At 60.1% G+C, this 21481-nt stretch carries 24 protein-coding genes; 17 read left to right on the top strand and 7 right to left on the bottom strand.

The window, feature by feature from the left end:
* Positions 1 to 110: 110 nt before the first annotated feature.
* From DWA01_RS09580 to DWA01_RS09570, 3 genes are read right to left on the bottom strand one after another with little or no spacing between them, the layout of a single operon-like run.
* Positions 111 to 314, bottom strand: coding sequence for a DUF2783 domain-containing protein (locus DWA01_RS09580; RefSeq protein WP_114285621.1), 204 nt, complete (start codon positions 312 to 314; stop codon positions 111 to 113).
* Between the two features lie 3 nt (positions 315 to 317).
* Positions 318 to 1940, bottom strand: coding sequence for an FAD-dependent oxidoreductase (locus DWA01_RS09575; RefSeq protein ID WP_114285620.1), 1623 nt, complete (start codon positions 1938 to 1940; stop codon positions 318 to 320).
* A gap of 59 nt (positions 1941 to 1999) precedes the next feature.
* A complete protein-coding gene (locus tag DWA01_RS09570) occupies positions 2000 to 2950 on the bottom strand; it encodes an MBL fold metallo-hydrolase (RefSeq protein WP_114285628.1) in 951 nt (316 codons plus the stop codon).
* A 124-nt stretch (positions 2951 to 3074) separates the two neighbouring features.
* Here DWA01_RS09570 and DWA01_RS09565 point away from each other — a divergent pair, with 124 nt between their 5' ends.
* Complete coding sequence (locus tag DWA01_RS09565; protein ID WP_114285619.1) at positions 3075 to 3509, top strand: MarR family winged helix-turn-helix transcriptional regulator; 435 nt, start codon at positions 3075 to 3077, stop codon at positions 3507 to 3509.
* Positions 3510 to 3551: 42 nt separating this feature from the next.
* Here the strand turns inward: DWA01_RS09565 and DWA01_RS09560 are convergent, their stop codons facing one another.
* The 4 genes from DWA01_RS09560 to ubiT all read right to left on the bottom strand — a co-directional run bounded on the left by DWA01_RS09560 (position 3552) and on the right by ubiT (position 6716).
* Positions 3552 to 4046 (bottom strand): MarR family winged helix-turn-helix transcriptional regulator, encoded by a 495-nt coding sequence (locus tag DWA01_RS09560; protein ID WP_114285618.1) that lies wholly within the window; start codon positions 4044 to 4046, stop codon positions 3552 to 3554.
* A gap of 227 nt (positions 4047 to 4273) precedes the next feature.
* On the bottom strand, positions 4274 to 5176 hold the full coding sequence (gene ubiV, locus DWA01_RS09555; protein ID WP_114285627.1) for a ubiquinone anaerobic biosynthesis protein UbiV: 903 nt from the start codon (positions 5174 to 5176) through the stop codon (positions 4274 to 4276).
* Between the two features lie 8 nt (positions 5177 to 5184).
* Positions 5185 to 6162 (bottom strand): ubiquinone anaerobic biosynthesis protein UbiU, encoded by a 978-nt coding sequence (gene ubiU / locus DWA01_RS09550; protein WP_114285626.1) that lies wholly within the window; start codon positions 6160 to 6162, stop codon positions 5185 to 5187.
* Positions 6163 to 6173: 11 nt separating this feature from the next.
* Entirely contained in the window at positions 6174 to 6716 is a 543-nt protein-coding gene (gene ubiT / locus DWA01_RS09545; protein WP_235008499.1) for a ubiquinone anaerobic biosynthesis accessory factor UbiT, read from the bottom strand.
* Between the two features lie 102 nt (positions 6717 to 6818).
* Between ubiT and DWA01_RS09540 the strand changes: the two genes are divergently transcribed.
* The 16 genes from DWA01_RS09540 (at position 6819) to moaD (ending at position 21481) form a co-directional block, all read left to right on the top strand.
* Positions 6819 to 8333: a UbiD family decarboxylase gene (locus DWA01_RS09540; protein WP_114285624.1), complete on the top strand. Its 1515-nt coding sequence runs from the start codon at positions 6819 to 6821 to the stop codon at positions 8331 to 8333.
* Positions 8330 to 8914: a UbiX family flavin prenyltransferase gene (locus DWA01_RS09535; RefSeq protein ID WP_114285617.1), complete on the top strand. Its 585-nt coding sequence runs from the start codon at positions 8330 to 8332 to the stop codon at positions 8912 to 8914. Before DWA01_RS09540 ends, DWA01_RS09535 begins: the two co-directional genes overlap by 4 nt.
* A gap of 78 nt (positions 8915 to 8992) precedes the next feature.
* Positions 8993 to 9382 carry an adenosylmethionine decarboxylase gene (gene speD, locus DWA01_RS23840; RefSeq protein WP_114285616.1) on the top strand — a complete coding sequence of 130 codons (390 nt, stop codon included), beginning with the start codon at positions 8993 to 8995 and terminating at the stop codon, positions 9380 to 9382.
* A gap of 32 nt (positions 9383 to 9414) precedes the next feature.
* Positions 9415 to 10692, top strand: coding sequence for a rhomboid family intramembrane serine protease (locus DWA01_RS09525; protein ID WP_160115998.1), 1278 nt, complete (start codon positions 9415 to 9417; stop codon positions 10690 to 10692).
* 71 nt (positions 10693 to 10763) lie between these two features.
* Positions 10764 to 11384, top strand: coding sequence for a hypothetical protein (locus tag DWA01_RS09520; RefSeq protein ID WP_136057710.1), 621 nt, complete (start codon positions 10764 to 10766; stop codon positions 11382 to 11384).
* Between the two features lie 61 nt (positions 11385 to 11445).
* Complete coding sequence (locus tag DWA01_RS09515; RefSeq protein ID WP_114285613.1) at positions 11446 to 12996, top strand: polyamine aminopropyltransferase; 1551 nt, start codon at positions 11446 to 11448, stop codon at positions 12994 to 12996.
* Positions 12997 to 13220: 224 nt separating this feature from the next.
* On the top strand, positions 13221 to 13979 hold the full coding sequence (locus tag DWA01_RS09510; protein ID WP_114285612.1) for a GntR family transcriptional regulator: 759 nt from the start codon (positions 13221 to 13223) through the stop codon (positions 13977 to 13979).
* Positions 13980 to 13982: 3 nt separating this feature from the next.
* Positions 13983 to 14450: an SIS domain-containing protein gene (locus DWA01_RS09505; RefSeq protein WP_419186990.1), complete on the top strand. Its 468-nt coding sequence runs from the start codon at positions 13983 to 13985 to the stop codon at positions 14448 to 14450.
* Between the two features lie 490 nt (positions 14451 to 14940).
* The gene (hemP, locus tag DWA01_RS09500) at positions 14941 to 15081 is read left to right on the top strand and encodes a hemin uptake protein HemP (protein WP_235008500.1); all 141 of its coding nucleotides are present in this window, start codon (positions 14941 to 14943) and stop codon (positions 15079 to 15081) included.
* A 44-nt stretch (positions 15082 to 15125) separates the two neighbouring features.
* Complete coding sequence (locus DWA01_RS09495; RefSeq protein WP_235008498.1) at positions 15126 to 15569, top strand: hypothetical protein; 444 nt, start codon at positions 15126 to 15128, stop codon at positions 15567 to 15569.
* Positions 15570 to 15656: 87 nt separating this feature from the next.
* Positions 15657 to 16457: a S49 family peptidase gene (locus DWA01_RS09490; protein WP_114285609.1), complete on the top strand. Its 801-nt coding sequence runs from the start codon at positions 15657 to 15659 to the stop codon at positions 16455 to 16457.
* 171 nt (positions 16458 to 16628) lie between these two features.
* Positions 16629 to 17606, top strand: a complete 978-nt coding sequence (locus DWA01_RS09480) for a calcium/sodium antiporter (protein WP_200832539.1) — start codon at positions 16629 to 16631, stop codon at positions 17604 to 17606.
* Positions 17599 to 18381 carry an SDR family oxidoreductase gene (locus DWA01_RS09475; protein ID WP_114285606.1) on the top strand — a complete coding sequence of 261 codons (783 nt, stop codon included), beginning with the start codon at positions 17599 to 17601 and terminating at the stop codon, positions 18379 to 18381. Before DWA01_RS09480 ends, DWA01_RS09475 begins: the two co-directional genes overlap by 8 nt.
* A gap of 309 nt (positions 18382 to 18690) precedes the next feature.
* The gene (gene uvrC, locus DWA01_RS09470) at positions 18691 to 20550 is read left to right on the top strand and encodes an excinuclease ABC subunit UvrC (protein ID WP_114285605.1); all 1860 of its coding nucleotides are present in this window, start codon (positions 18691 to 18693) and stop codon (positions 20548 to 20550) included.
* Positions 20551 to 20567: 17 nt separating this feature from the next.
* Positions 20568 to 21236 (top strand): CDP-diacylglycerol--glycerol-3-phosphate 3-phosphatidyltransferase, encoded by a 669-nt coding sequence (pgsA, locus tag DWA01_RS09465; RefSeq protein ID WP_114285604.1) that lies wholly within the window; start codon positions 20568 to 20570, stop codon positions 21234 to 21236.
* Positions 21233 to 21481 (top strand): molybdopterin converting factor subunit 1, encoded by a 249-nt coding sequence (gene moaD / locus DWA01_RS09460; protein WP_114285603.1) that lies wholly within the window; start codon positions 21233 to 21235, stop codon positions 21479 to 21481. The genes pgsA and moaD overlap by 4 nt, the downstream gene beginning before the upstream one ends.

Here is a 21481-nt window from a genome sequence, read left to right as displayed (position 1 = left end):
GTGTTACATACTGCGCGACGTGGCGCTTTCGCCCGACCCCGCCCCCGACCCCGACACCGTTGTCTGCCGGCCAGGGTTCAGGCAGGGTCTCAGGCGTCAGGCGTCAGGCGTCAGGCGTCAGGCTTCGCCAGGCAGGCTGCGACCTTAAACGCTTCGCTCAGAGTGTCCCGGTCGCCAATATGATTGGCCAGGATCAGAATAAGCCGGGCGTTAAATCCATCACTCTCTTCTTTGCTCAGACCCTCATGTGCGCCGAGCAGCTCCTCGTAGAACCCGTCTCCGTCGGGAATATTGGCGGTCAGTGTCAGGGGCATAGATCAGGCCTTTCCGGTTGCGGTGCGCAGGGCGATCTGCAGCGCCTCCGCGTCAAAACTGTGCCAGCGGGCGACGACATGCTGGTCGGGGCGCAGCAGGTACACCGCCTGGCTGGCGTCGCCCAGATAACGTGCCGCAAGCGCGCCGCTGCTGTCCTCCGCAGAGCTGAGCGCCAGGCGCTTTGCGGTGATGCCGTTCGCTTCAACACTGTCGGGCGCCTCTGCGTTGATCGTCAGCAGGGTAAACTTGTCGCCAAGCTGATCCAGCAAGTAGCCCGTGCCAAGTGGCGCGTCGGGGCAGGCAGCACCCGGCCGGCTGAGCGCTGGGCCCTGCAGCTGATCCGGACCGTTCAGACAGCCGCCGTCATAGACGCAGGGCACCGAAAGGCGGCCGGAATTCACCAGTGGCCGGGCGAATTCCTGATCCTTCGCCAGATCCAGCACCGCGTTGCGGAATATTTTGCTGATCTCAGATTTCGGCGTCAGGAAATCCGTCGAGCGCGAGGAGTTCAGAATGTTTTCATCCGCGCCATGGACGCGTTCGCTGTTGTAGCTGTCGAGCAGCGTCTCATCCGCCAGCCCGCGGATCACCAGGTCAAGTTTCCAGCCCAGGTTGTCCACGTCCTGTAGTCCGGAGTTGGCACCCCGGGCGCCAAAGGGTGACACCTGGTGGGCGGAGTCCCCGGCAAACAAGACACGTCCGTGGCGGAACTTTTCCATCCGGCGGCACTGGAAAGTATAGATCGACGTCCAGACCAGCTCATAATCGGCACCCGCTCCCAGCATCGCATCCACGCGGCTGCGGATTTTGACCGGGCCCAGTTCTGCTTTGCGGTCGATATCCCACCCCAGCTGAAAATCGATACGCCAGATATTGTCCGGCTGTTTGTGCAGCAGCGCGGACTGGCCGGCATCCTTAAAGTCGGGCTCAAACCAGAACCAGCGCTCGGTTGGGAAATCAGCCTTCATCTTTACGTCGGCGATCAGGAAATTGTCCTCAAACACCCGGCCTTCAAAACCGAGGCCCATCATGTTGCGCAGGGGCGAACTGGCGCCGTCACAGGCAATCAGCCAGTCGGCTTCCACTGTGTACGGACCATCGGCGGTGTCCACAGTAAGCGAGACGTGGTCGCCATGATCGCTCATACCGCTGACGCGGTTGCCACCGCGAATTTCAATCGGGGCACTTTTGGCCTGCTGGCTGCGGACCTCATCGACGAGGAATTTTTCGAAATGGGGCTGCTGCAAGTTGATGAACGCAGGGTTTTTGCTGCCACCATCAGGGCTGAGGTTGAACTGATAGATCTCACCGGCACCGCGGAATACCCGGCCAACGTTCCAGACCACACCCTTGTCCAACATAGCTTCACCGCAGCCAAGCCGGTCGGCAATCTCAAGCGTGCGTTTGGAGAAACAGATGGCGCGCGAACCCTGGCCGACGCCGTCATGGTCATCCAGCAACAGTACCGGCACGCCTTTGCGCCCCAGATCAAGCGCTGCGGCCATGCCAACAGGTCCGCCGCCAACAATCACAACCGGGTGACGCACCGGGGCGGCTTTGTCCTGGTCTGCCACCTTTTTGTACGGGTAGAGACGGAAGGCGATGTTGTATCGTGCTTGCAGCATGAGAAACCCTTTATCGAAGAATTACACCGGCCCCGGTTTGGCGCGGGGCCGGTTGGCGGTCAGCTTTGCAGCTGCGCCCACATTTCCAGATCACGTTTGTCGGTCCAGATCCGTGGCGTATCGAGACCAAGGGCTTCGTCATAAGCGCGGCTGACGTTGAACGGCAGGCAGTGCTCATAGATGGCGTAATCGCCAAATTTCGGATCACAAGCGGCGCGACACGCCGCCATCGCTTCTTTCAGCGATCCGCCACCCTGGGCGACACGGGCCACCGGGCGATAGGTCGAGGTGACAAAATCAGCGGTATTGTCCAGTGCTGCGTTGACCATGTCGCGGCCCACCAGCGCATCGCCCCGCCCGGGTGCAATTGCATCCACATCAAATGCGCGGATTGCATCAAGCGTGGCCGGCCAGTCGGCGAAATGACCGTCACCGCAATAACATGCAGAGTGATATTCAACGATATCCCCGGTAAACATCACATTGGCGTCTGGCACGTGGGCAACGATATCTCCCGCCGTATGAGCGCGACCGAGGAACATCAGATCCACCCGGCGTTTGCCAAGATAGATGGTCATGCGGTCGTTGAACGTGACGCTGGGCCAGCACAGGCCAGGGATCGATTCATGGCCTTCAAACAGACGGGGGAAACGCTGAAACTCGCTGTCCCAGTCTTCCTGACCGCGTTCCACCACCATGGCACGGGCCTTCTGGCTCATGATGATATCTTTGGCACCATAGGCCGAAGCACCAAGCACCCGCACCGCGTGGTAATGGGACAGCACCACGTGGCTGACCGGTTTGTCGGTGACGGTGCGGATCTTTTCGACAACTTTGGCCGCCAGCCGCGGCGTGGCCTGGGCATCCACAATCATCACACTGTCGTCGCCGATAATGACGCCGGTGTTGGGGTCGCCTTCCGCGGTGAAGGCCCAGAGGTCTTTGCCCACTTCGGTAAAGGAGATCTTCTTTTCGGTAAGATCGCCCTGAGATGCGAATGCTTTTGCCATCGTCATGGTCCTGTGTCAGGGGAACCAAACTGGTTCCGGAGGTATCTGCCATCGCTTTGATGACGGTGCGTTGGGGGGTATAGTATTAGTTGATTTTGTAACCAACAAGGGATAGTTTGGTGAGATGAAGAAAACCGGAAACTTTGATTTGCAGGATTTCCTGCCTTATGTGCTGGCCCAAGCGGCAGAAGACAGCAGTCTCGGGTTTCAGGTGGTGTATAAAGAACGCTATGGTTTGTTGCGCACTGAATGGCGGGTCTTGTTCCACCTCGGGCGCTATGGCGAAATGAGCGCCTCAGAGATATGTAATCGCTCGCGTATTCATAAAACAAAGGTCAGCCGCGCGGTGAAAGGTCTGGAACAGCACCGGTTCCTGAGCCGGGAAGCCTCGCAGTCGGACCGGCGCCAGGAAATCTTGTCGCTAACCCGGGATGGCGAAGCAGCCTATGAATATCTGTGCAATGCGGCGCGGCAATATGATGCCAGGCTGGCCGCTCTGTTCACACCGGAAGAAGACGAGGTGCTGCGGCGCTGTCTGAAGAAACTGGCGCGATTGTGAAGTCTTATTCGTTGCGAATGTAACGAATTTGGATTTGCGGATTCAGGTCCCCACCTGATGGTCACGGGCATTGTCCTCGATCCGGGAAACCACCCGGTAAAATACTGCCAGGTCTGTGGCGGGTATGCCTTCAAGCAGCTTTTGTTCCAGCTCCAGCATCTGCGGCGCCAGATCCTGATAAATCGCACGGCCGCTCTCTGTGAGCCGCAGGACTGAGCGGCGTTTGTCGCGGCTGTCCGTTTCGCGGCTGACTATCCCTCTGGCCGTCATGCCGGACAGGGCGCGACTGACCGACACTTTGTCCATGCTGGAGCGTTCGACCACTTCTTTGGCGGCCATAGAGCGGTCAGGGCCAAGCACGGTCAGGGTGCGCCATTCCGAGGCTGACAGATTGTAATCCATCGCGTGAACCCGGTCGACGGAGGTCCGCACCGCCATGTAAAACCGGCGCACCAGATAGGGAAAGAAATCCGCAAGCTGAAACGCTTTGGCGTGGAATGAGGAGTTGGATTCGCGATCTGATTTGTCCTGGCGCACGGCGGTTTCCTTTTCGGTTCTGTCAGCGGACCGGGTGAAGTTTTGCTTTCACGCAGATATAGTTTCCGCAAGCCCGCCGTCGCAGGGTCTGCGGCGCTAAATATTACACCGATTTCTGACCCGGGCGCCCGCGCTGGTATGCTGCAGTGACGCGGGTGGTCGCCACGGATGACGTACCCGGGTGGGGCCCCTTCGCCGGACAGCGGCCGGCGGAGGGGATCGCGGGATCAGGCACCGGAGTGGCTCCAACCGGCTCCGACCTCTCCAAACAGGAACCCGTTGGAGAACCGGCGTTCCGGATTGATTTGCTGCAGTTCACTGATCGCCTGATCCGGAAGCAGGGTGCCGTCGGCGGCATCGCGGAAGATCTGGGCTACTTTTGACATGTCTCCGGTGTGGGGGGAGAGGCGCAGCGCAGTGACACCGGCGGCCTTGAGCGCGGCAACATCGCCAACCAGGTTGGCCCAGCTGTCAGACAAGGTCTGCACCCCGTTCACCGCCATGAACTTCTTGCCGTCCAGCGCGTCCACTGACAACCCGTCAGGGTCTTCTTCGCAGACAAACAAGCAGCCGTCCTTGCTGCGCCGGGCCAGCCGGGCGTGGTAACAGCGCCCCGACATCGCCAAAGGCAGCCGGCCGTAGCCCCAGATTTCGCAATCGATCCCCCAGGCGGCAGCGGTCTCCGCCAGTACCGTGACCGAGCTAAGCGGCAGTTCGGGCGGCAGGCAGACCGAAGTGGCACCGCGCGCCGCCAGCCACTCCAGCGTGCCCCGGTTATAGGTGTTGACCAGCGGCCCCAGGGTGAAGGGCTGGCCTTCGTTCAGATGTGTCAGCATGGTCAGATCATTGACCTCGACCGGCAGGCCGACCTCTCCCAGCCCGGCGAGGATCTTGCGCTCGCGCACGAGCGTCGGCAGGGCGAGGGACGCCAGCACCACCTCTTTGCCCGCCGCTTGCAGCCGTTCAATCATTTCCGGGATCAGCGCTTCATAAAACGGCAGTCGTTTGGAGCAGACCAACTCGCCGATCACCACCCGGTCAACAGGGGCATTGTCGGCGATATCGGCGTAAAACTGCTGCCATTGTTCTGCGGGCCAGTGGAACATCAAAGGGCCAAGGGTGAGTTTCATAGCCATTCCTATCGCCAGGTCTTTTTGTAAGCGCCGAGAGTGCTGCTCTGACCCTCGGACAGATGGGTGAGCGTATCGGCAGGGATCGGACGGCCAGCGGCGGTGGCCTCTACGGCGGCGCGGAAATTGCGCACCACGGCGGCAACATAAGCGCGGCTGCGCTGCCGGCCCTCAATTTTTAGCGCAGTGACGCCGACTTTTGCCAGTTGTGGGATTAGCTGCGCCGCGTTCAGGCTGGTGGGCTCTTCAAACACGCGCGACACCTCGCCCCTGGCCGAGAAGCAGCCTTTGCACAGGGTCGGGTAGGGCGCGGGTTCGTCTTTGCCGGCCTTGTCGATGGTAAAGGCTCCAAGCTTTGAAATCATGTCCGCGCCGTCCTGCACGTATTGCACATGGCTGGCTGGCGAACAGACTCCCTGCATATTGGGCGATTTTCCGGTGGCATAGGAGGACATTGAGCAACGCCCCTCGGCCATCACGCACAGCCCGCCAAAGACAAAGACTTCGGTCTCGACATCGATTTCGCGGTTGATGGCGGCGATCTCAGCCACGCTGAGCACGCGGGGCAGAACAACCCGTCTGACGCCGAACTCGGACGCATAAAAATTGATCACATCCGGGTTGGCGGCGGCGGCCTGAACCGAGAGGTGCAGCCGCAGTCCCGGGTGACGCGCAGCGGCCCAGGCCAGCAATCCGACATCGGCCAGGATCACAGCATCCACACCAGCACTTTCCGCGTCCGCAATGGCGCGGTGCCAGATGTCTTCATCGCCGGCGCGCGGGAACGTATTGATTGCCACCAGCACTTTGGAGCCGTGTTGATGGGCAAAAGCGACCGCCTGATGCATGTCTTCGCGCGAAAAGTTCAGCCCGGGAAAGTTGCGGGCGTTGGTTTCGTCGGCAAAACCGCAATAGACCGTATGCGCTCCGGCCTGAACTGCGGAACGCAGCGCCGCCGGGGTGCCCGCCGGGCAAACAAGTTCCAGAGGTTTCATGGTCAAAGCTCCACCCGCCGCAACGCGACGCCGGTCCGTCGTTCCAGCGCATTCACCAGCGGCGTCAGCCCGGGGATCGCCCGACTGCGCAGCGGCCCCAGCAGCGCCGTGGCCTCCTCAAAAAGGTCGATTTCGCTGTTATCAATGGCGTTGCGCAGCGCCAGACCGGCGGCGGTGTCGCCTTCAACGGTGATATCGCGGGAGAAAAACAGCGCGTCCCCGTCATAGGCGCCATGGATCATACCGAGCAGGGCCGCCAGGGATCCGGAAATGCGGCAGTCCCAACTGGCCCGCCCCTTCCGCAAGACCCGCAGTTGCGGCGCCGCCGGATCGGGCGTCATCAGAAACACAAATGGCAGGTCGCTGGGGGCAATCTCGTATCGCTTATACGCATGTTCTCCCAGCCGGGCGAATAGTTCGGGATGAGATTTACCCGCCTGGCGCATCAGCCGGGCGGCCAGAGATCCGATCAAAGGCGGTGGCAATGGCGCAACAAGGCGCTGGGCAAGTCCCGGAATGCGGGGGATGGTTGTGTCGTTTTCCATGGCGCGACCCTAACACCGGCAAAAGTGTCGCGTGTTTGACGCAGGTCAAACCGGCAGCGCTTTTCTCCTGCTAATGAAGATTGTCTTAGTTGGAGAGTGCCGATCAGAACCCTGCCCAAATTTCGCAACCTCAGCGACTTTCTGACCCATCTTGCGGCCCGGGACGAACTGCGCGAAGTCAGCGCGCCAGTGTCGCTGGCGCAGGAAATGACTGCGGTGCACCGTCGGGTTCTGGAAGCGCGCGGGCCGGTGCTGAAGTTTAATCACGCGACAGATGCTGGGGGCGCACGGGCCGGGATGCCGGTGGTGACCAACCTGTTTGGAACCCCGGCCCGGGTTGCGGCTGGTTTGGGGCTGGCGCCGGACCAGGTGACCGAACTCGGTGAATTTCTGGCCGCTCTGCGCGAACCGGCACCGCTGGACGGGATGCGGGATGCGCTGTCGCGCTGGCCAATGCTTTCGGCGGCGCTGGCAACACGCCCCAAAATCCGCCGCAGCGCTGAGGTGCAGCACACGGTTCTGCAGGGCGATCAAGTCGATATGGCGGCGCTGCCAGTGCAGACCTGCTGGCCAGGCGAACCGGCACCGCTGATCACCTGGCCACTGGTGCTGACCCGTCCAGCGGACAGCCAGGCGGAGGATACCGCGCGCTATAATATGGGCGTGTACCGGATGCAGGTGCTGGGCCGCGCGCGCTGTATCATGCGCTGGCTGGCGCATCGGGGCGGCGCGGCGCATCACCGGGGATGGCAGGCGCGCGGCGAAAAAATGCCGGTGGCGGTGGTGATCGGGGCGGACCCGGCCACAATGCTGTCCGCCGCGCTGCCGCTGCCCTCAACCGTGTCTGAATTGCGCTTTGCGGGTGTGTTGCGCGGCGAACGCAGCGCGCTGGTGGCGGCCAGAACCGTGCCGATGATGGTGCCGGCGGATGCGGAGATCATCCTTGAGGGTTGGGTCGATCCCACCACCCGGGCGCCCGAAGGCCCTTATGGCGACCACACCGGTTATTACAATTCGGTCGAAGACTTCCCGGTGATGGAGATCACTGCCATCACCATGCGCAAATCGCCTCTCTACGTCAGCACGTTCACTGGCAGGCCGCCGGACGAGCCTTCGGTGATTGGCGAAGTGTTCAACACCCTGGCGCTGCCGGTGATCCGTCGTCAGATCCCCGAAGTGGTTGATATGTGGCTGCCACCCGCCGCCTGTTCCTATCGCATGGCGATTGTGTCGATCCGTAAAGAATATGCCGGCCAGGCCCGCCGGGTGATGATGGCGCTCTGGGGCATGCTGCCACAGTTTTCGTATACCAAGGCGATTGTGGTGGTGGATGAGGACATCAATCCACGCAACTGGGATGACATTTCATGGGCACTGGCCACCCGGATGGACCCGGGCCGCGATGTTATGGTGCTGGAGAATACACCGATGGACTATCTGGATTTTGCTTCTCCCCAGGCCGGCATGGCCGGCAAGTTGGGCATTGATGCCACCAACAAACTGGGCTCGGAAACCAGTCGCGAATGGGGGCGGGTGATGGCCATGAACCCGGAGGCAGAAGACTTCGCCGCCAGGCTGTGCCGGGACATGAAACTGACGCCGGAGGCAGGACAATGAGCCGCCCGCCTGTCATAGTTGGCATCAGTGGTGCGTCTGGTGCGGCGCTGGGCCTGTCTGTGGTGGAACAGCTCCGCGCGGTGAATGTGGCGGTGGCGCTGGTGGTGACCCCGGCGGCGGAGCGTACGCTCGCCACAGAGGTGGATAAAGGCGCGCTGGACCGGCTGCGCGAGATGGCTGGCAAGAGTTATGAGGCCAGCGATATCGGCGCGGACATCGCCTCGGGGTCTTTTCCGGTGGCGGGGATGCTCATCGCGCCCTGTTCTATGCGCAGTCTCGGCGCAATTGCCCATTCCCTGAACGACAACCTGCTGGTGCGGGCGGCAGATGTGCAGCTGAAAGAACGCCGCCCGCTGGTGGTGATCGCGCGCGAAGCGCCGCTGCATCTGGGGCATTTGCGGTCGATGTCGCAGGTCACGGAAATGGGTGGCATCATTCTGCCACCTGCACCGGCGTTTTATCTGCGACCGAAAACGGTGCAGGATATTATCGACCAGATCGCGGCTCGGGCGATTGATCTGCTGCGATTAGGTCCGCCGCTGGCGCAATCCTGGCGCGCATCGGACCAGGCGTGGGCATAGGGCGTATGTTTGCGGGCTTTCTGCTTTTCATTTGCAGCAGAATTGGGCACACCGGGGCCAGCCTTTTGAAAGCCCGAGATGTCTGAATTTTCTGCCCCGTTGCCGACCACTGTTTCGCCACTGAGCCTGCATCTGATTGTCGAATTTTACGGGGCGCAGAACCTGACTGGCGCCGCTGAGATGGAACAGGCCCTGCGCGCGGCGTCCACAGCGGCGGGCGCCACGGTGCTGGCCTCCAACCTGCATGATTTTGGCGAAGGCCACGGCGTAACCGGAGTGGTGCTGCTGGCGGAATCCCATATCTCGGTCCACACCTGGCCAGAATATGGCTACGCGGCGATTGACGTGTTTATGTGCGGCGACTGTGAGCCGTCCCGCAGCGTCACAGTGCTGCGCGACTTTTTTGCCCCCGGGCGCGAAGAGATCACCGAGCTGCGACGCGGTGTCGGGCTTGCCGCATTGGCATGAGAGCACAAGGCCCGTTTCCGTGGATAACGGCCGTGCTGATCGCGCTGGCGCTGGGCGGTTTTGTCATATTTGGCCCCGGCGCATTTGACAGCAGCCCAGCGGGCGTCGGGCAGGCGGACTTTGGCGCTGTTTTGCTGAACCTGTTCCGCCACCAGGATCTGACGCATCTGCTGCTGAATCTCGGGCTGATCGCCTGGGCTGGAAGTCTTGGTGAGGCCCGGACCGGGACAATGCAATGGGGTCTGCTGGTCCTGGCCAGTGCGCTTTTGCCTGCGCTGGGCGAGTATCTGCTGGTGGACGCGCGTTTCCTTGGTCTGTCCGGCGTCGCTTACGCCACGATGACACAGGTGGTTCTGAGCGCGCCGGAGCCCCGGGCCCGGCGCATGGGCGCCATGGTTCTGGCCATGGTGCTGTTGTTTGACATTTTCTTTGCGCGCGGGCAGACCGCGCTTGTTGTTCACACCTTTGCCATTGCTTTAGGAGCGGTTTTTTCGATGCTAGGATCCCTGTTTGGAGGCGGCAAGCCAAAGCTTGTACCGATGAAAATGACCCATCTGTCGCAAGTGGTGCAGATCATTGCCCAGACCGACGAAGATGATGCGCTGGAGGCCGAAGAGTCGCTGATTGCCAGCAATTGCGCTGGCATGTTTGTGCTCGTGGACCGGCGCAAAGTTGTTGGTGTGACCGGCGCCAACCCGGCAGAGGGCAGTGAAGACGCCTTCTGGCTGAGTTGGACCTATCTGGACTGGGACTGGCGCGGTCAGGGCTGGGGCCAGTTCATGATTGATGAGTTGCTGCGTGACCTGGACGAGGTCAATGTGCGCAAGATTTTCATCGCCTCCAGCGACTATGAGGAAAACGGTGCACCGATCTATGCCGCCTCCCACAAGTTCTATACCGCGCTGGGCGCGGTTGAAGAGCTGATGGTGCCGGACTACCACAATCCGGGCGAAGCGCAGCTGATCTTCGGGCTGATAAATCCGGGGGTGGACAAGGCGGCTGATGCGCTGCCCGACGCGCCCACGGGCGTCAGTTTTGGCGCGCCGTTCCCGGCACCGGAATCAGAAGGCGTCTATGCGCTGAACTGGCAGATCGAAGGAACAGGCGTACAGGGGCTGGAAGGCGTTGTGCGTGAGGTTGCGGAGAAAGGCGGGCGTGGAGTGGTCGCGGCCCTGCCGTCTGATGTCTCTGCCCTAGCGGAAAAACAACTGCAGCGCGCCGGTTTTGAAAAGATTGGTGCGCTCAAAGATTTTTACGACACCGGTTTTGATCAGATCTGGTGGCAATTGCCGCTGAACAGCGCAGCGTGATATGCAAAAGCGCTTGTGCCGGGGCCGCCATCTGCTAGCAATCACGCAGCAATATTTGTTGGAGAGCAACAGTGAGTAATATGAAGGCCATCCTCGGCATCGCAGCCGTCGGTTTCATCTTTTATACGGTTCTGGGATCGGGCGGCGGCGCCCGGGCCGTGGACCTGGGCCAGGTCACGGATCGTACGTCCTTTGCATTGGAAAACTACTCCGGTTTCCTCGAGCAAAAGGAAGTGACCGAGATTTCTGACGCAAATATGCAGGAATTTACCCGCTATTATCAGGATGTTCTCAACAACGAGCCCCGGTTTTACGGAGAAACACTCGGTGTCGCCTATCAGGATGACGCCTCGTTCACCGGATATGCGGACAGCAATGACAACGGGGTACAGGACAGCGACGAAGCCAAAGTCTTCAGCGTTGAACTCGACAGCGCAAACGAGCGGCTGATCGTGTCCGATGTTTCGGGGAATTCCACCGAATACCGCTCGTCCGGCGGCGGGTTTTTTACCGGTATGCTGATTGGCTCGATGCTCAGCCGTCAGGGCCGTTCTGGCATCATGCCCGGATCATTCAGCAGCCGCAAAACCGTGGCCCGCAGCGCCTACCGGGCGCCAAGCTCTTTTGGCAGTGCAATGCGGAGTTCTGCGCGCAGCGGCGCCCGCTCCGGTGGTCTCAGCGCCGGGAAATAATCCGGTTCAACAGTAATTATACAAAGGGCCTGGAGTGTGTGAACGCTTCGGGCTTGTTCCTATGACCGATACAGAGTCTGACGCGGCCTATGCCGACCTGCCGCCGGCCAAAGCCCGGGTGCTTCTGGTTTCCATCCTGATCGTGGCGCTTTGCGGCATTGTTTACGAGCTGATTATCGGCACGGTGTCCAGCTACCTGATGGGCAATTCGGTGTATCAGTTTTCGCTGACCATTGGCTTTTTCATGTTTGCGATGGGGGTCGGATCCTATCTGACCCGCTTCATCGGCCGCGACCTGATCCAGTCCTTTATCGTCGTCGAACTGGCGCTGGCGCTGGTGGGCGGGCTGTGTTCTATCGCGCTGTTCCTGGTCTTTCCCGCCGCGCCCTGGCTGTATCAGACCGTGATGCTTGGTTTTATCTTCGTCATCGGTGCGCTGGTGGGGTTAGAAATTCCACTGCTGACGCGAGTGCTGGCGGCGCGCACGGGCACCCGCAAGTCAATCGCTGATGTGATGTCGCTGGACTATGTCGGCGCGCTGATCGGTGCGGTGGCGTTTCCGCTGTTCCTGCTGCCAACCCTGGGGCTGATCAGCTCGTCTTTTGCCATCGGGTTGATCAATGCGCTGGTAGCGCTGGTGAATATCCTCTGGTTGCGCGACCGGCTGCGCTCTCCCAAAAAGCTGCTGCTGGCCACTGGTGCGGTGATCCTGACGTTGATGCTGCTGACGCTGATGGCGTCGCGCATCACCGCTTATGCCCAGAGCCATCTTTATTTCGATCAGATCGTCTGGAAGAAACAGACGCCCTATCAGACGCTGGTGGTGACCAACACCTGGCAGCGCGGCGATCTGCGGCTGTTCATTGACGGCAACCTGCAATTCTCCGAGATGGATGAACGCCGCTACCACGAAGCACTGGTGCATCCGGTGATGAGCATGCCGGGGCGGGTGGAAACCGTGCTGGTGCTGGGGGGCGGTGATGGGCTGGCAATGCGCGAGATCCTGAAATACCCTGACGTTAAACAGGTGGATCTGGTGGATATTGACCCGGAAATGACCGGGCTGGGGTTGAATTTCGCGCCACTGGTGCGGCTGAACGAGGCCAGTCTGAGCGACCCGCGGGTGACGATCTATAATGAGGACGCCTTTGTCTTTATCCGCCGCACCAGACAGCGGTATGACCGGGTGATTGTGGATTTCCCAGATCCCAACAATGAAGCCATATCCAAACTCTACTCTGAAGAATTCTATGCCATGCTGCGGGCGCGGATGCGCGGCAACGCGGTGATGGTGACGCAAAGTTCCAGCCCGTTTTTTGCCCGCCGCACCTACTGGTCGATCGCCGCGACGATAGAATCGGTGTTTGGCAACAATTCCAATTACCAGATCGCCATCCCGTCTTTTGGTGTCTGGGGCTTTAACCTGGCCGCGCTGAAGACGCCGGGGCGGCCGGCGGATTTTCCGGCGGGGCTGAGTTTCATTTCCGAGGCCACCTATGCCGCAGCAGAAGTGTTCCCGCCCGACATTCAGCGCCCGGAAGAGGTGGTGGTGAATTCGATCATGGATCCGAAGCTTTATCAGCAATATGAAAAAGATATGCGCGGCCGTTAAGCACTCAGTCCCGTAAATGGCACCGGTTTTGCGTTTCTGGTCCGTCCCAGGCCGTTTTGGACCAGGCAGTCCTTGCCATAACCCTGCCTCTCTCTTTGGGCCTTTTGTCTGGAACGCCTCGATCACCGAAATTTTGCGGCTTTTCTATGCGCAAAAGTATTGCATGGATGATCACTCTGCGCGTCGCTTAGAAATAGGGCGCAGCAGGCTTTTGAGGTGACACTATGAACGTATCTGAATTTTTATCCCCCGCGCTCTGGTTTGCCGCCGGTGGCGGGCCGCGCTATGTGCAGCTGCGCAAGCGCTTGTCTGACGGGATCGTCGAAGGGTTCTTGTTGCCGGGAGCGCCCTTACCGCCCGAACGTGAAGTTGCCAAACTGACCGGGATGTCGCGCGTTACAGTGCGCAAAGCGATTCAGTCACTGGCGGCGGACGGGCTGATCGTGCAAAAACAGGGCTCCGGCTCTTTTGTCGCCACCAGCCTGCCACAAATCGAGCAATCACTGTCGCGCCTGACTTCTTTCACCGAAGACATGTCGCGCCGGGGCATGGCCTCAACGTCGCGCTGGCTGGAACGTGGCGTCTTTATGCCCTCCCCGGATGAGATGTTGGCGCTGGCCTTGTCACCAGACGATTCCGTGTCGCGCATTTCACGGCTGCGTACCGCGGACAACCGGCCGATGGCCATCGAGCGCGCATCGCTGCCCACTGATATCCTGGCGGATCCGTTGCGGGTGAATGCATCGCTGTATGAAGTGCTGACTGAAAGCGGCTTCAAACCGGTGCGCGCGTTGCAGAAGATTTCGGCGGTTAATCTGAGCGATGAAGACGCGCGGCTGTTGGCGGTTATGCCGGGCAAGGCGGGGTTGCAGATCGAACGCACCTCTTATCTGGCCAGCGGTCGGGTGGTGGAATTCACCCAGTCCATCTATCGCGGCGACGCGTATCATTTTGTGGCGGAACTGCGTCTGGCAAAGGAATAAAATATGCAGAGACAGCGTGCTGAGACCCAGATGCGACGCGAAGTTCTGGAAATTCCGGCGGCGGTGGCGCAGGACTGGCCCGATCTGCGCGCGGCGCTCGGGGCAAGCGGATCTGTCTATTGCCTGGGCCGGGGCCCGGCCTGGGCGGTGTCCAATGAGGCGGTGCTGAAGTTCAAGGAAACCTGCCAGATCCATGCGGAATCCTATTCCTCCGCCGAAGTGCTGCACGGGCCGGTCTCTATCGTTGATCCCGGGTTTCCGGTGCTCGCGCTCGCCGCACAGGACGCGGCCGAAGCGCCGCTTTGCGCTGTTGCGGACGATCTGGCGCGCCGGGGGGGCGATGGTCTTTGCCAGCTCCAGCCTGGCCAAAGTGGCGCACGTCCTGCCGGTGATCCGCACCGGCCATCCGCTGAACGACCCGATTGCGCTGATCGCCAGCTTTTACGCGATGGTCGAGCGGTTGGCGGTTGAGCGTGGCATCAACCCGGACGCGCCGCGCCACCTGCAAAAAGTGACGCGCACGGTCTGAAGCGCCGCGCCATGACTCTGGCCCTGTCTCAATAGGAAAATCTCCTCCGCTGTCCGTCAGGCAGTGATGCCGGTATATGCAGCCTGGAGCGCAGACCGTGCTGATGTCCTGATGGATACCAGTGGGAATGTACCGTGTCCGGATGCCGATCCCCTCACTGTCATGACGCCTGGCCTCACAGATCCGGGGGCACACCTGCGTTAATCGTCCCATGGCGCTGGCGACCGTCACACGCTGATGAGCGGTGATTACTCACCCGGTTGCGCGGTTGAGTGCGCGCAGCAAGTGGCACGCAGGTTCTGCACTGACTAATCTTATGAAAATAGTCAGATATACAGGCAGCCAGCCTGTTCAGGGGCAAGCCCGGATTTAATTTGCAAAAAAAGGACTTTCGCGATGACGATGGCTCAGACAACCCACAGAGACCCTGCAATGCTGGACGGAGCGCAGCGCCTGCCGCTGCATGACGCGCGCCTGATAACTGAAGGCGGCATTCAGGCTCTGATCGCGCTGGACGATCAGATCTACACCCTGCGCATCACCCGTGCAGGTAAATTGATTCTGACCAAATGAACGCGCATGTCAGGCCCGCCCGGACAAATCGCGGTGGCGCTGCGGTGGGATATCTGACCGACCTGCCGCCGCTGGAAAAGCGCATCGTCACCTGTTTGCGGATGTGGTGCGGGACTGCTTTGAGCCGGGCGCAGGTTGACGCTGAATTCCACAGCGCCTTTGGCAAATCAGAGGCAGCGGTCGCAAGCCGAGCTCTGGCGGATCTCTGTGAATTGACTGTGCGCTATGGTCGTCGCCCCTTAATGCTGCACCATGCAGAGTGCAAATGCCTGGGGGCAGATGAAAGCGCCTTTGCGCATTTTGTCGGCGCTGCCGCCAGTGGCGAGAATGAAGATGCAATGATGTTTGCCATGCTGTTGGTGCGCCCTGACCTGGCAACAGGAGTGAGCGGTCTGGCCCAACAGGCCGGCCTGATGATCCGGCGCCTGGTTGCAAGGGAGACCGTATCCTCATTGCCGCAGAAGCGCGAATTCAGAGTGATGCATTAAAGTCCCCAAGGGGCGTATTGGTCTCAGTGGGGAATAATCCGCACGCGCCCCTTGTTCCACCGCTGGAGGCTGGTTACATCACCAGCCATGAAGAAATACATCCCGTTCCTGAAGTCAGGGCCACTGGTGGCCGTTATCCGCATGTCCGGCGTCATCGCCAGTGGCGGGCGCGGCAGTGCGCTGAATGATGCGGGGCTGGCCCCGTTGATCGAGCGCGCGTTTCGCAAGGGCAAGCCCGCGGCCGTGGCGTTGCTGATCAACTCACCAGGCGGCTCTCCGGTGCAATCGTCAATGATTGCGGCCCGGATCCGGCGTCTCGCCGATGAGAAAAAGCTCCCGGTCTATGCGTTTGTAGAAGATGTGGCAGCCTCTGGCGGCTATTGGCTGGCCTGTGCTGCCGACGAGATCATTGTCGATGACAATTCGATCCTCGGCTCTATTGGCGTAATTTCCGCTTCCTTCGGATTTGATCAGCTGATGGCGCGCCACGGGGTGGAACGCCGGGTCTATACCGCCGGCAAATCCAAAAGCATGCTGGACCCGTTCCGGGCGGAAAATCCCGAAGACGTGACCCGGATCAAAGATCTGCAGGAGCAGATCCACGCCAATTTCATCGACCAGGTGAAATCACGGCGCGGCGCTCGGCTGAGCACCGACCGGGACATGTTCACCGGCGACATCTGGGTCGGGCAGCGCGCGATTGAAGTTGGTCTTGCCGATGCAACCGGTCATCTGGTGCCCTGGATGAAAGATAAATTTGGCGACAAGGTGCGTTTTGCGCTCTACGGGCAAAAACGCGGGTTGTTGCAACGGATTGGCGGCCAGGCGGCCAGCCAGCTGATCAGCACTGTTGAAGATCGCGCGGCCTTTGCCCGCTTTGGCCTGTGATGGCGGTCTGATGGTCAAAATCGTCTCTCTGTTTCTGATCGGCATGCTGGTGCTGGCGATGTTTGGAAAACTGCGTTTCCCCGGCCAGAAAAAGCTCAGACAAATGACATGTCGCGCCTGCGGGCGTTGGAAGATCGGCCGCGGGCCGTGTGATTGCGGGAAGGGCCGTTGATGGATCTTTTAATTGCGGCACTGGGGCTGGTGATTTTGTTGCTGGCCGGCGACGCTTTGGTCAAAGGCGCGGTAAATCTCAGCCTGCGGTTGGGCATTCCGGCACTGATTGTCAGCCTGACCATTGTCGCCTTTGGAACCTCAGCGCCGGAACTTCTGATCGCGGTTCAGGCGATTGGCGAAGGTGCGCCGGGGCTCGCGCTTGGTAATGTGGTCGGCTCCAATACCGCAAATGTCCTGCTGGTGCTCGGCATCCCGGCTCTGGTCACCACGCTGCACAGTTCGGTCTGTGATTCCCGGAAAAGCTATCTGCAGATGATGGCGGCGACGGCGCTGTTTATGGGTGTCGCCTGGTTCGGGCCGATCACCTGGGTGCACGGTATTATCCTGCTTGCTGCGCTGGCCTGGATGTTGATGAGCGCCATTGGCGTCGCACGCTGTCACCGGCGTGATGTCGCCGCCTGCAAAAAGGTCACAGAAGAAAAAGATGTTGAAGGTGCCGACCCGGAGATGCGCGGCTGGAAAATTGCTATGTATCTGCTGGTCGGTATCATCGGCCTGCCTTTGGGCGCGGATCTGCTGGTGGACAGCGCCACCTCGATCGCCCGGGCGTATAATGTCAGCGACACGGTGATCGGTCTGACTCTGGTGGCCATTGGCACTTCGCTGCCAGAGCTGGCGACCACGGTGATGGCGGCATTGCGCAAACAGGCGGATGTGGCACTGGGCAATGTCATCGGCTCCAATATGTTCAACCTGCTGGCCATCATCGGCCTGTCGAGCTTTGTCGGTGACATCCCGGTGGATCCTGGCATGTTGAGCTATGACATGTGGGTGATGGCAGGGGCTTCGGCGCTGCTGGGCTTGTTCGTTCTGGGCAAGCGGGATATCTCGCGTGCCTGGGGTGTGGTATTGGTAGCGCTCTATATCGGCTATATTGCAGTAATATTGACTGGCACGGGGACAGTGCATGCATAAACGGGCATTGGTGACAGGCGGGGCGCGACGGCTTGGCCGGGACATGGCGCTTGAACTGGCATCCTGCGGTTATGATGTGGCGGTGCATTATGCCGGCTCTGCTGACGAAGCGGCCGAGACGGTGCGCGACATAACCGCGTTGGGGCGTAATGCGGTGGCGCTGCAGGCGGATCTGTTGCTGGAGGATGAAGTCCAGGCCCTGATGCCACGCGCAGCCAAGGCGCTGGGCGGTCCGCTTACCGTGCTGATCAACAATGCGTCTGTTTTTGAATATGACAACCTGGCCACGGCAGACCGGCTCAGCTGGGACCGGCATATGGAAGCCAACCTGCGCGCACCTGTGGTTCTGACCCAGGCGCTGGCGGCGCAAATGCCGGCGGGCGGCACCGACCCCCGCGGCGAAACACTTGCCGCCGGCCTTGTGATCAATATGCTGGATCAGCGGGTGCAGAAACTGACACCGGAATTCCTCAGCTACACGCTGTCCAAGATGGGGCTCTGGGCGTTTACCCAGACCGCGGCCCAGGCGCTGGCACCTAATATCCGTGTCAACGCGATCGGCCCAGGTCCAACTCTGCAGGGCGCACGCCAGACGCTGGACCATTTCACCCGCCAGCGCCAGAACACCATTCTGGAGCGGGGTTCGAACCCGGAAGACATCACTGCAGCGTTGGGTTATTTCCTGCAGGCACAGGGGGTCACCGGTCAACTGCTCTGCACCGATGGTGGCCAGCATCTGGGCTGGAAAACACCTGATATTATTGGCTTGAAGTAAGGCCGGTTTGATCCCCGATTTACGCTGCAGTGCAAAGTTGTGCACCTGCGCCTTGTTTTCGCCTTATATGTTACGAAATCTATAATGTTTTCAGCTCCTTGTATGGTTGAAAAAATAAACGACGTAAAAACAACAACTTACAAATGCGCCTAAAAAACAGGCATATCGACAGCGGGCTATAAAAATAAGGAAAATTGGTGGTTCCAGGAAAGTTATCATCACAGTTATCCACAGAAGTCGTGGACATGTTTTCTCTTGCCGCTAAAGCGCTAAGATTGCAGCACCACCAGGAATCACCTGAGAGCCAATATGACTGACACGCCCCCCCCCAAAGGCCATGCCGTAATTCAGGGATACCTGAAGACGCTGGACAATTCTCCCGGCGTTTATCGCATGCTCGATGCCAGCCAGCGGGTGCTCTATGTGGGCAAGGCGCGCAACCTGCGCAAACGGGTGTCCAACTATGCCAACCCCAACGGGCATACCGGGCGCATCCTGCGCATGATCTCTGAAACCAGCTCGATGATGTTTCTGACCACGCGGACGGAAACCGAGGCACTGTTGCTGGAACAGAATCTGATCAAGCAGCTGAAACCCCATTACAACGTGCTGCTGCGTGACGACAAAAGCTTTCCCTATATCCTGCTGACCAAAGGCCACGGCTTTCCGCAGCTGAAAAAACACCGCGGATCGCGCAAAGGCGAAGGCTCCTATTATGGCCCCTTCGCTTCAGCCCGTTCGGTGAACCGCACGGTGAACCAGCTGCAGCGGGTCTTTCTGCTGCGCGACTGTACGGATCCGGTGTTCACAAGCCGCACCCGCCCCTGTTTGCAGTACCAGATCAAACGCTGTTCTGCCCCCTGTGTCGGCAAGGTCAGCCAGGACGAATACGCCCGTCTGGTGAGCGATGCGGAACGGTTCCTTCAGGGGCGCGACACCCATTTGCAGGGCGAACTGGCGGCGCAGATGCAGGCGGCGTCAGAGCAGATGGAGTTTGAAAAAGCTGCCGCCCTGCGCGACCGGATCAAAGCCCTGACCGAGGTACAGCAAAGCCAGGGTATCAACCCGCGCAGCGTGCCAGAGGCCGACGTGATCGCGCTGCATATGGAAAGCGGCCAGGCCTGTGTCCAGGTGTTTTTCATCCGCGCGCACCAAAACTGGGGCAACCGGGATTTTTATCCGCGCACCGGCGCGGGCGCAGGCGAGGCGGAAGTGCTGCAGGCCTTTATCGGCCAGTTCTATGACGGCAAGGAACCGCCACGCATGGTCCTGTTGTCCCACGCGATCGAAGACCTGGATCTGATGACTGAAGCCCTCTCAGGCAAGGCGGGGCGCAAAGTCGAGATCGCCATGCCCCTGCGCGGCGAAAAAGCGGAGCTGGTGGCCGGTGCGGCACGCAATGCGCGTGAAAGCCTGGCGCGCAAGATGAGCGAAACCGCCACTCAGGCCCGGTTGCTGAAAGGTGTCGCTGAGGCCTTTGACATGGTGCAGACGCCCCGGCGTATCGAGGTCTATGACAACTCCCATATTCAGGGCGCGCACGCAGTGGGTGGCATGGTCGTGGCCGGTCCTGAGGGCTTTATCAAAAGCCAGTACCGCAAATTCAACATCAAGGGCGAAGACCTGGTGCCGGGCGATGACTTCGGCATGATGAAAGAGGTGCTGGGCCGGCGGTTCAAACGCCTGCTGAAAGAGGATCCCGAGCGCAAAAGTGACAGCTGGCCCGACCTGCTGCTGATCGATGGTGGTGCCGGTCAGGTCTCGGCGGTTGCAGAGATAATGCGCGAATACGGCGTGGAAGATATCGCCATGGTCGGCGTGGCCAAAGGGGTGGACCGTGACCACGGCAAAGAGGAATTCCACCGCATCGGCAAACGCCCCTTTGCGCTGCAGCGCAATGATCCGGTGCTGTATTTCATTCAGCGCATGCGCGACGAGGTTCATCGGTTTGCCGTCGGCACCCACCGCGCCAAACGGGCCAAATCCATGAGTGCCACGCCGCTGGATGAAGTGCCCGGTGTCGGCGCCAGTCGCAAACGGGCCTTGCTGGCGCATTTTGGCTCGGCCAAGGCGGTCAGCCGGGCGGGCCTGCCAGATCTGAAAGCGGTCGAAGGTATTTCGGGCACACTGGCAGAAAGCATTTATGACTTCTTCCATGAGCGCGGCTAAAGCGTTAAGGATGGCTTATGACATGGAATATACCTAATATCCTGACCGTGCTGCGTCTTCTGGCCGCGCCCGGCATCGCCTTCGCCTTTCTGTTTCTGGCGCATCCCTGGTCTGACTGGGTGGCGCTGGTGCTGTTTGTCGGCGCGTCGCTGACCGATTATCTGGATGGCTGGATCGCCCGCCGCTGGGGTATGGAAAGCCGCTTTGGCGCCATGTTGGATCCGATTGCAGACAAAGCGATGGTGCTGATTGCCCTGATGGTGGTCAGCGTCCTGTTCGGCATGTCTTTGCTGGTGATTCTGCCGGCAACACTGATCCTGTTCCGCGAAGTGTTTGTCTCTGGTCTGCGTGAATTTCTGGGCAGTTCTGCCGGGCTTCTGAAAGTGACCAAACTGGCAAAATGGAAAACCACTGCCCAGATGGTGGCGCTCACCGTGCTGTTGGCAAACGGGCTGTTCGCGCATTATTTCGGCATGGGATCTTTTGGCATGGACCGCTTTACGGTGGATGCGATTCTGTCCGGTGAGCTGGACGATCCCAACGGTCTGGCCAACGATTACCGCGCTATGGTCTGGAGCTTTTATACCGGTGTGAGCCTGCTGTGGTTCGCCGCCCTGCTGACGGTGGTCACCGGCGCGGATTACCTGGTCAAATCGCTGCCCTATCTGCGCGAGGAACAGACATGATCGATGTGATGTATTTTGCCTGGGTGCGTGAACGTATCGGCGTGCCAAAAGAGCAGATCGAGACCAGCGCAACCACGGTGGCCGATCTGGTCGAAGAGCTGCGCGCCCGTGAGCCCCGCTATGAGGCTGCCTTTGCCGATCTCTCCGCGCTGCGCGTGGCGCTTGACCAGGATCTGAGCGAATTTAATGCGCCGCTGGCCGGGGTAAGTGAAGTGGCGTTTTTCCCGCCAATGACCGGAGGCTGA

The sequence above is a fragment of the Candidatus Halocynthiibacter alkanivorans genome (genome assembly GCF_003333265.1).
Lineage (GTDB): Bacteria > Pseudomonadota > Alphaproteobacteria > Rhodobacterales > Rhodobacteraceae > Halocyntiibacter_A > Halocyntiibacter_A alkanivorans.
This window is presented reverse-complemented; position numbering and strand designations above follow the sequence as displayed.

Coding starts and splice junctions, on each gene's coding strand:
- hemP (WP_235008500.1), top strand. CDS start 14,941: ATGCTGGACGGAGCGCAGCGCCTGCCGCTGCATGACGCGCGCCTGATA.
- DWA01_RS09570 (WP_114285628.1), bottom strand. CDS start 2,950: ATGGCAAAAGCATTCGCATCTCAGGGCGATCTTACCGAAAAGAAGATC.
- ubiV (WP_114285627.1), bottom strand. CDS start 5,176: ATGAAACTCACCCTTGGCCCTTTGATGTTCCACTGGCCCGCAGAACAA.
- ubiT (WP_235008499.1), bottom strand. CDS start 6,716: ATGGAAAACGACACAACCATCCCCCGCATTCCGGGACTTGCCCAGCGC.
- DWA01_RS09510 (WP_114285612.1), top strand. CDS start 13,221: ATGAACGTATCTGAATTTTTATCCCCCGCGCTCTGGTTTGCCGCCGGT.
- moaD (WP_114285603.1), top strand. CDS start 21,233: ATGATCGATGTGATGTATTTTGCCTGGGTGCGTGAACGTATCGGCGTG.
- DWA01_RS09505 (WP_419186990.1), top strand. CDS start 13,983: ATGCAGAGACAGCGTGCTGAGACCCAGATGCGACGCGAAGTTCTGGAA.
- DWA01_RS09580 (WP_114285621.1), bottom strand. CDS start 314: ATGCCCCTGACACTGACCGCCAATATTCCCGACGGAGACGGGTTCTAC.
- DWA01_RS09475 (WP_114285606.1), top strand. CDS start 17,599: ATGCATAAACGGGCATTGGTGACAGGCGGGGCGCGACGGCTTGGCCGG.
- DWA01_RS09535 (WP_114285617.1), top strand. CDS start 8,330: ATGAGCCGCCCGCCTGTCATAGTTGGCATCAGTGGTGCGTCTGGTGCG.
- DWA01_RS09490 (WP_114285609.1), top strand. CDS start 15,657: ATGAAGAAATACATCCCGTTCCTGAAGTCAGGGCCACTGGTGGCCGTT.
- speD (WP_114285616.1), top strand. CDS start 8,993: ATGTCTGAATTTTCTGCCCCGTTGCCGACCACTGTTTCGCCACTGAGC.
- pgsA (WP_114285604.1), top strand. CDS start 20,568: ATGACATGGAATATACCTAATATCCTGACCGTGCTGCGTCTTCTGGCC.
- DWA01_RS09515 (WP_114285613.1), top strand. CDS start 11,446: ATGACCGATACAGAGTCTGACGCGGCCTATGCCGACCTGCCGCCGGCC.
- DWA01_RS09565 (WP_114285619.1), top strand. CDS start 3,075: ATGAAGAAAACCGGAAACTTTGATTTGCAGGATTTCCTGCCTTATGTG.
- uvrC (WP_114285605.1), top strand. CDS start 18,691: ATGACTGACACGCCCCCCCCCAAAGGCCATGCCGTAATTCAGGGATAC.
- DWA01_RS09575 (WP_114285620.1), bottom strand. CDS start 1,940: ATGCTGCAAGCACGATACAACATCGCCTTCCGTCTCTACCCGTACAAA.
- DWA01_RS09480 (WP_200832539.1), top strand. CDS start 16,629: ATGGATCTTTTAATTGCGGCACTGGGGCTGGTGATTTTGTTGCTGGCC.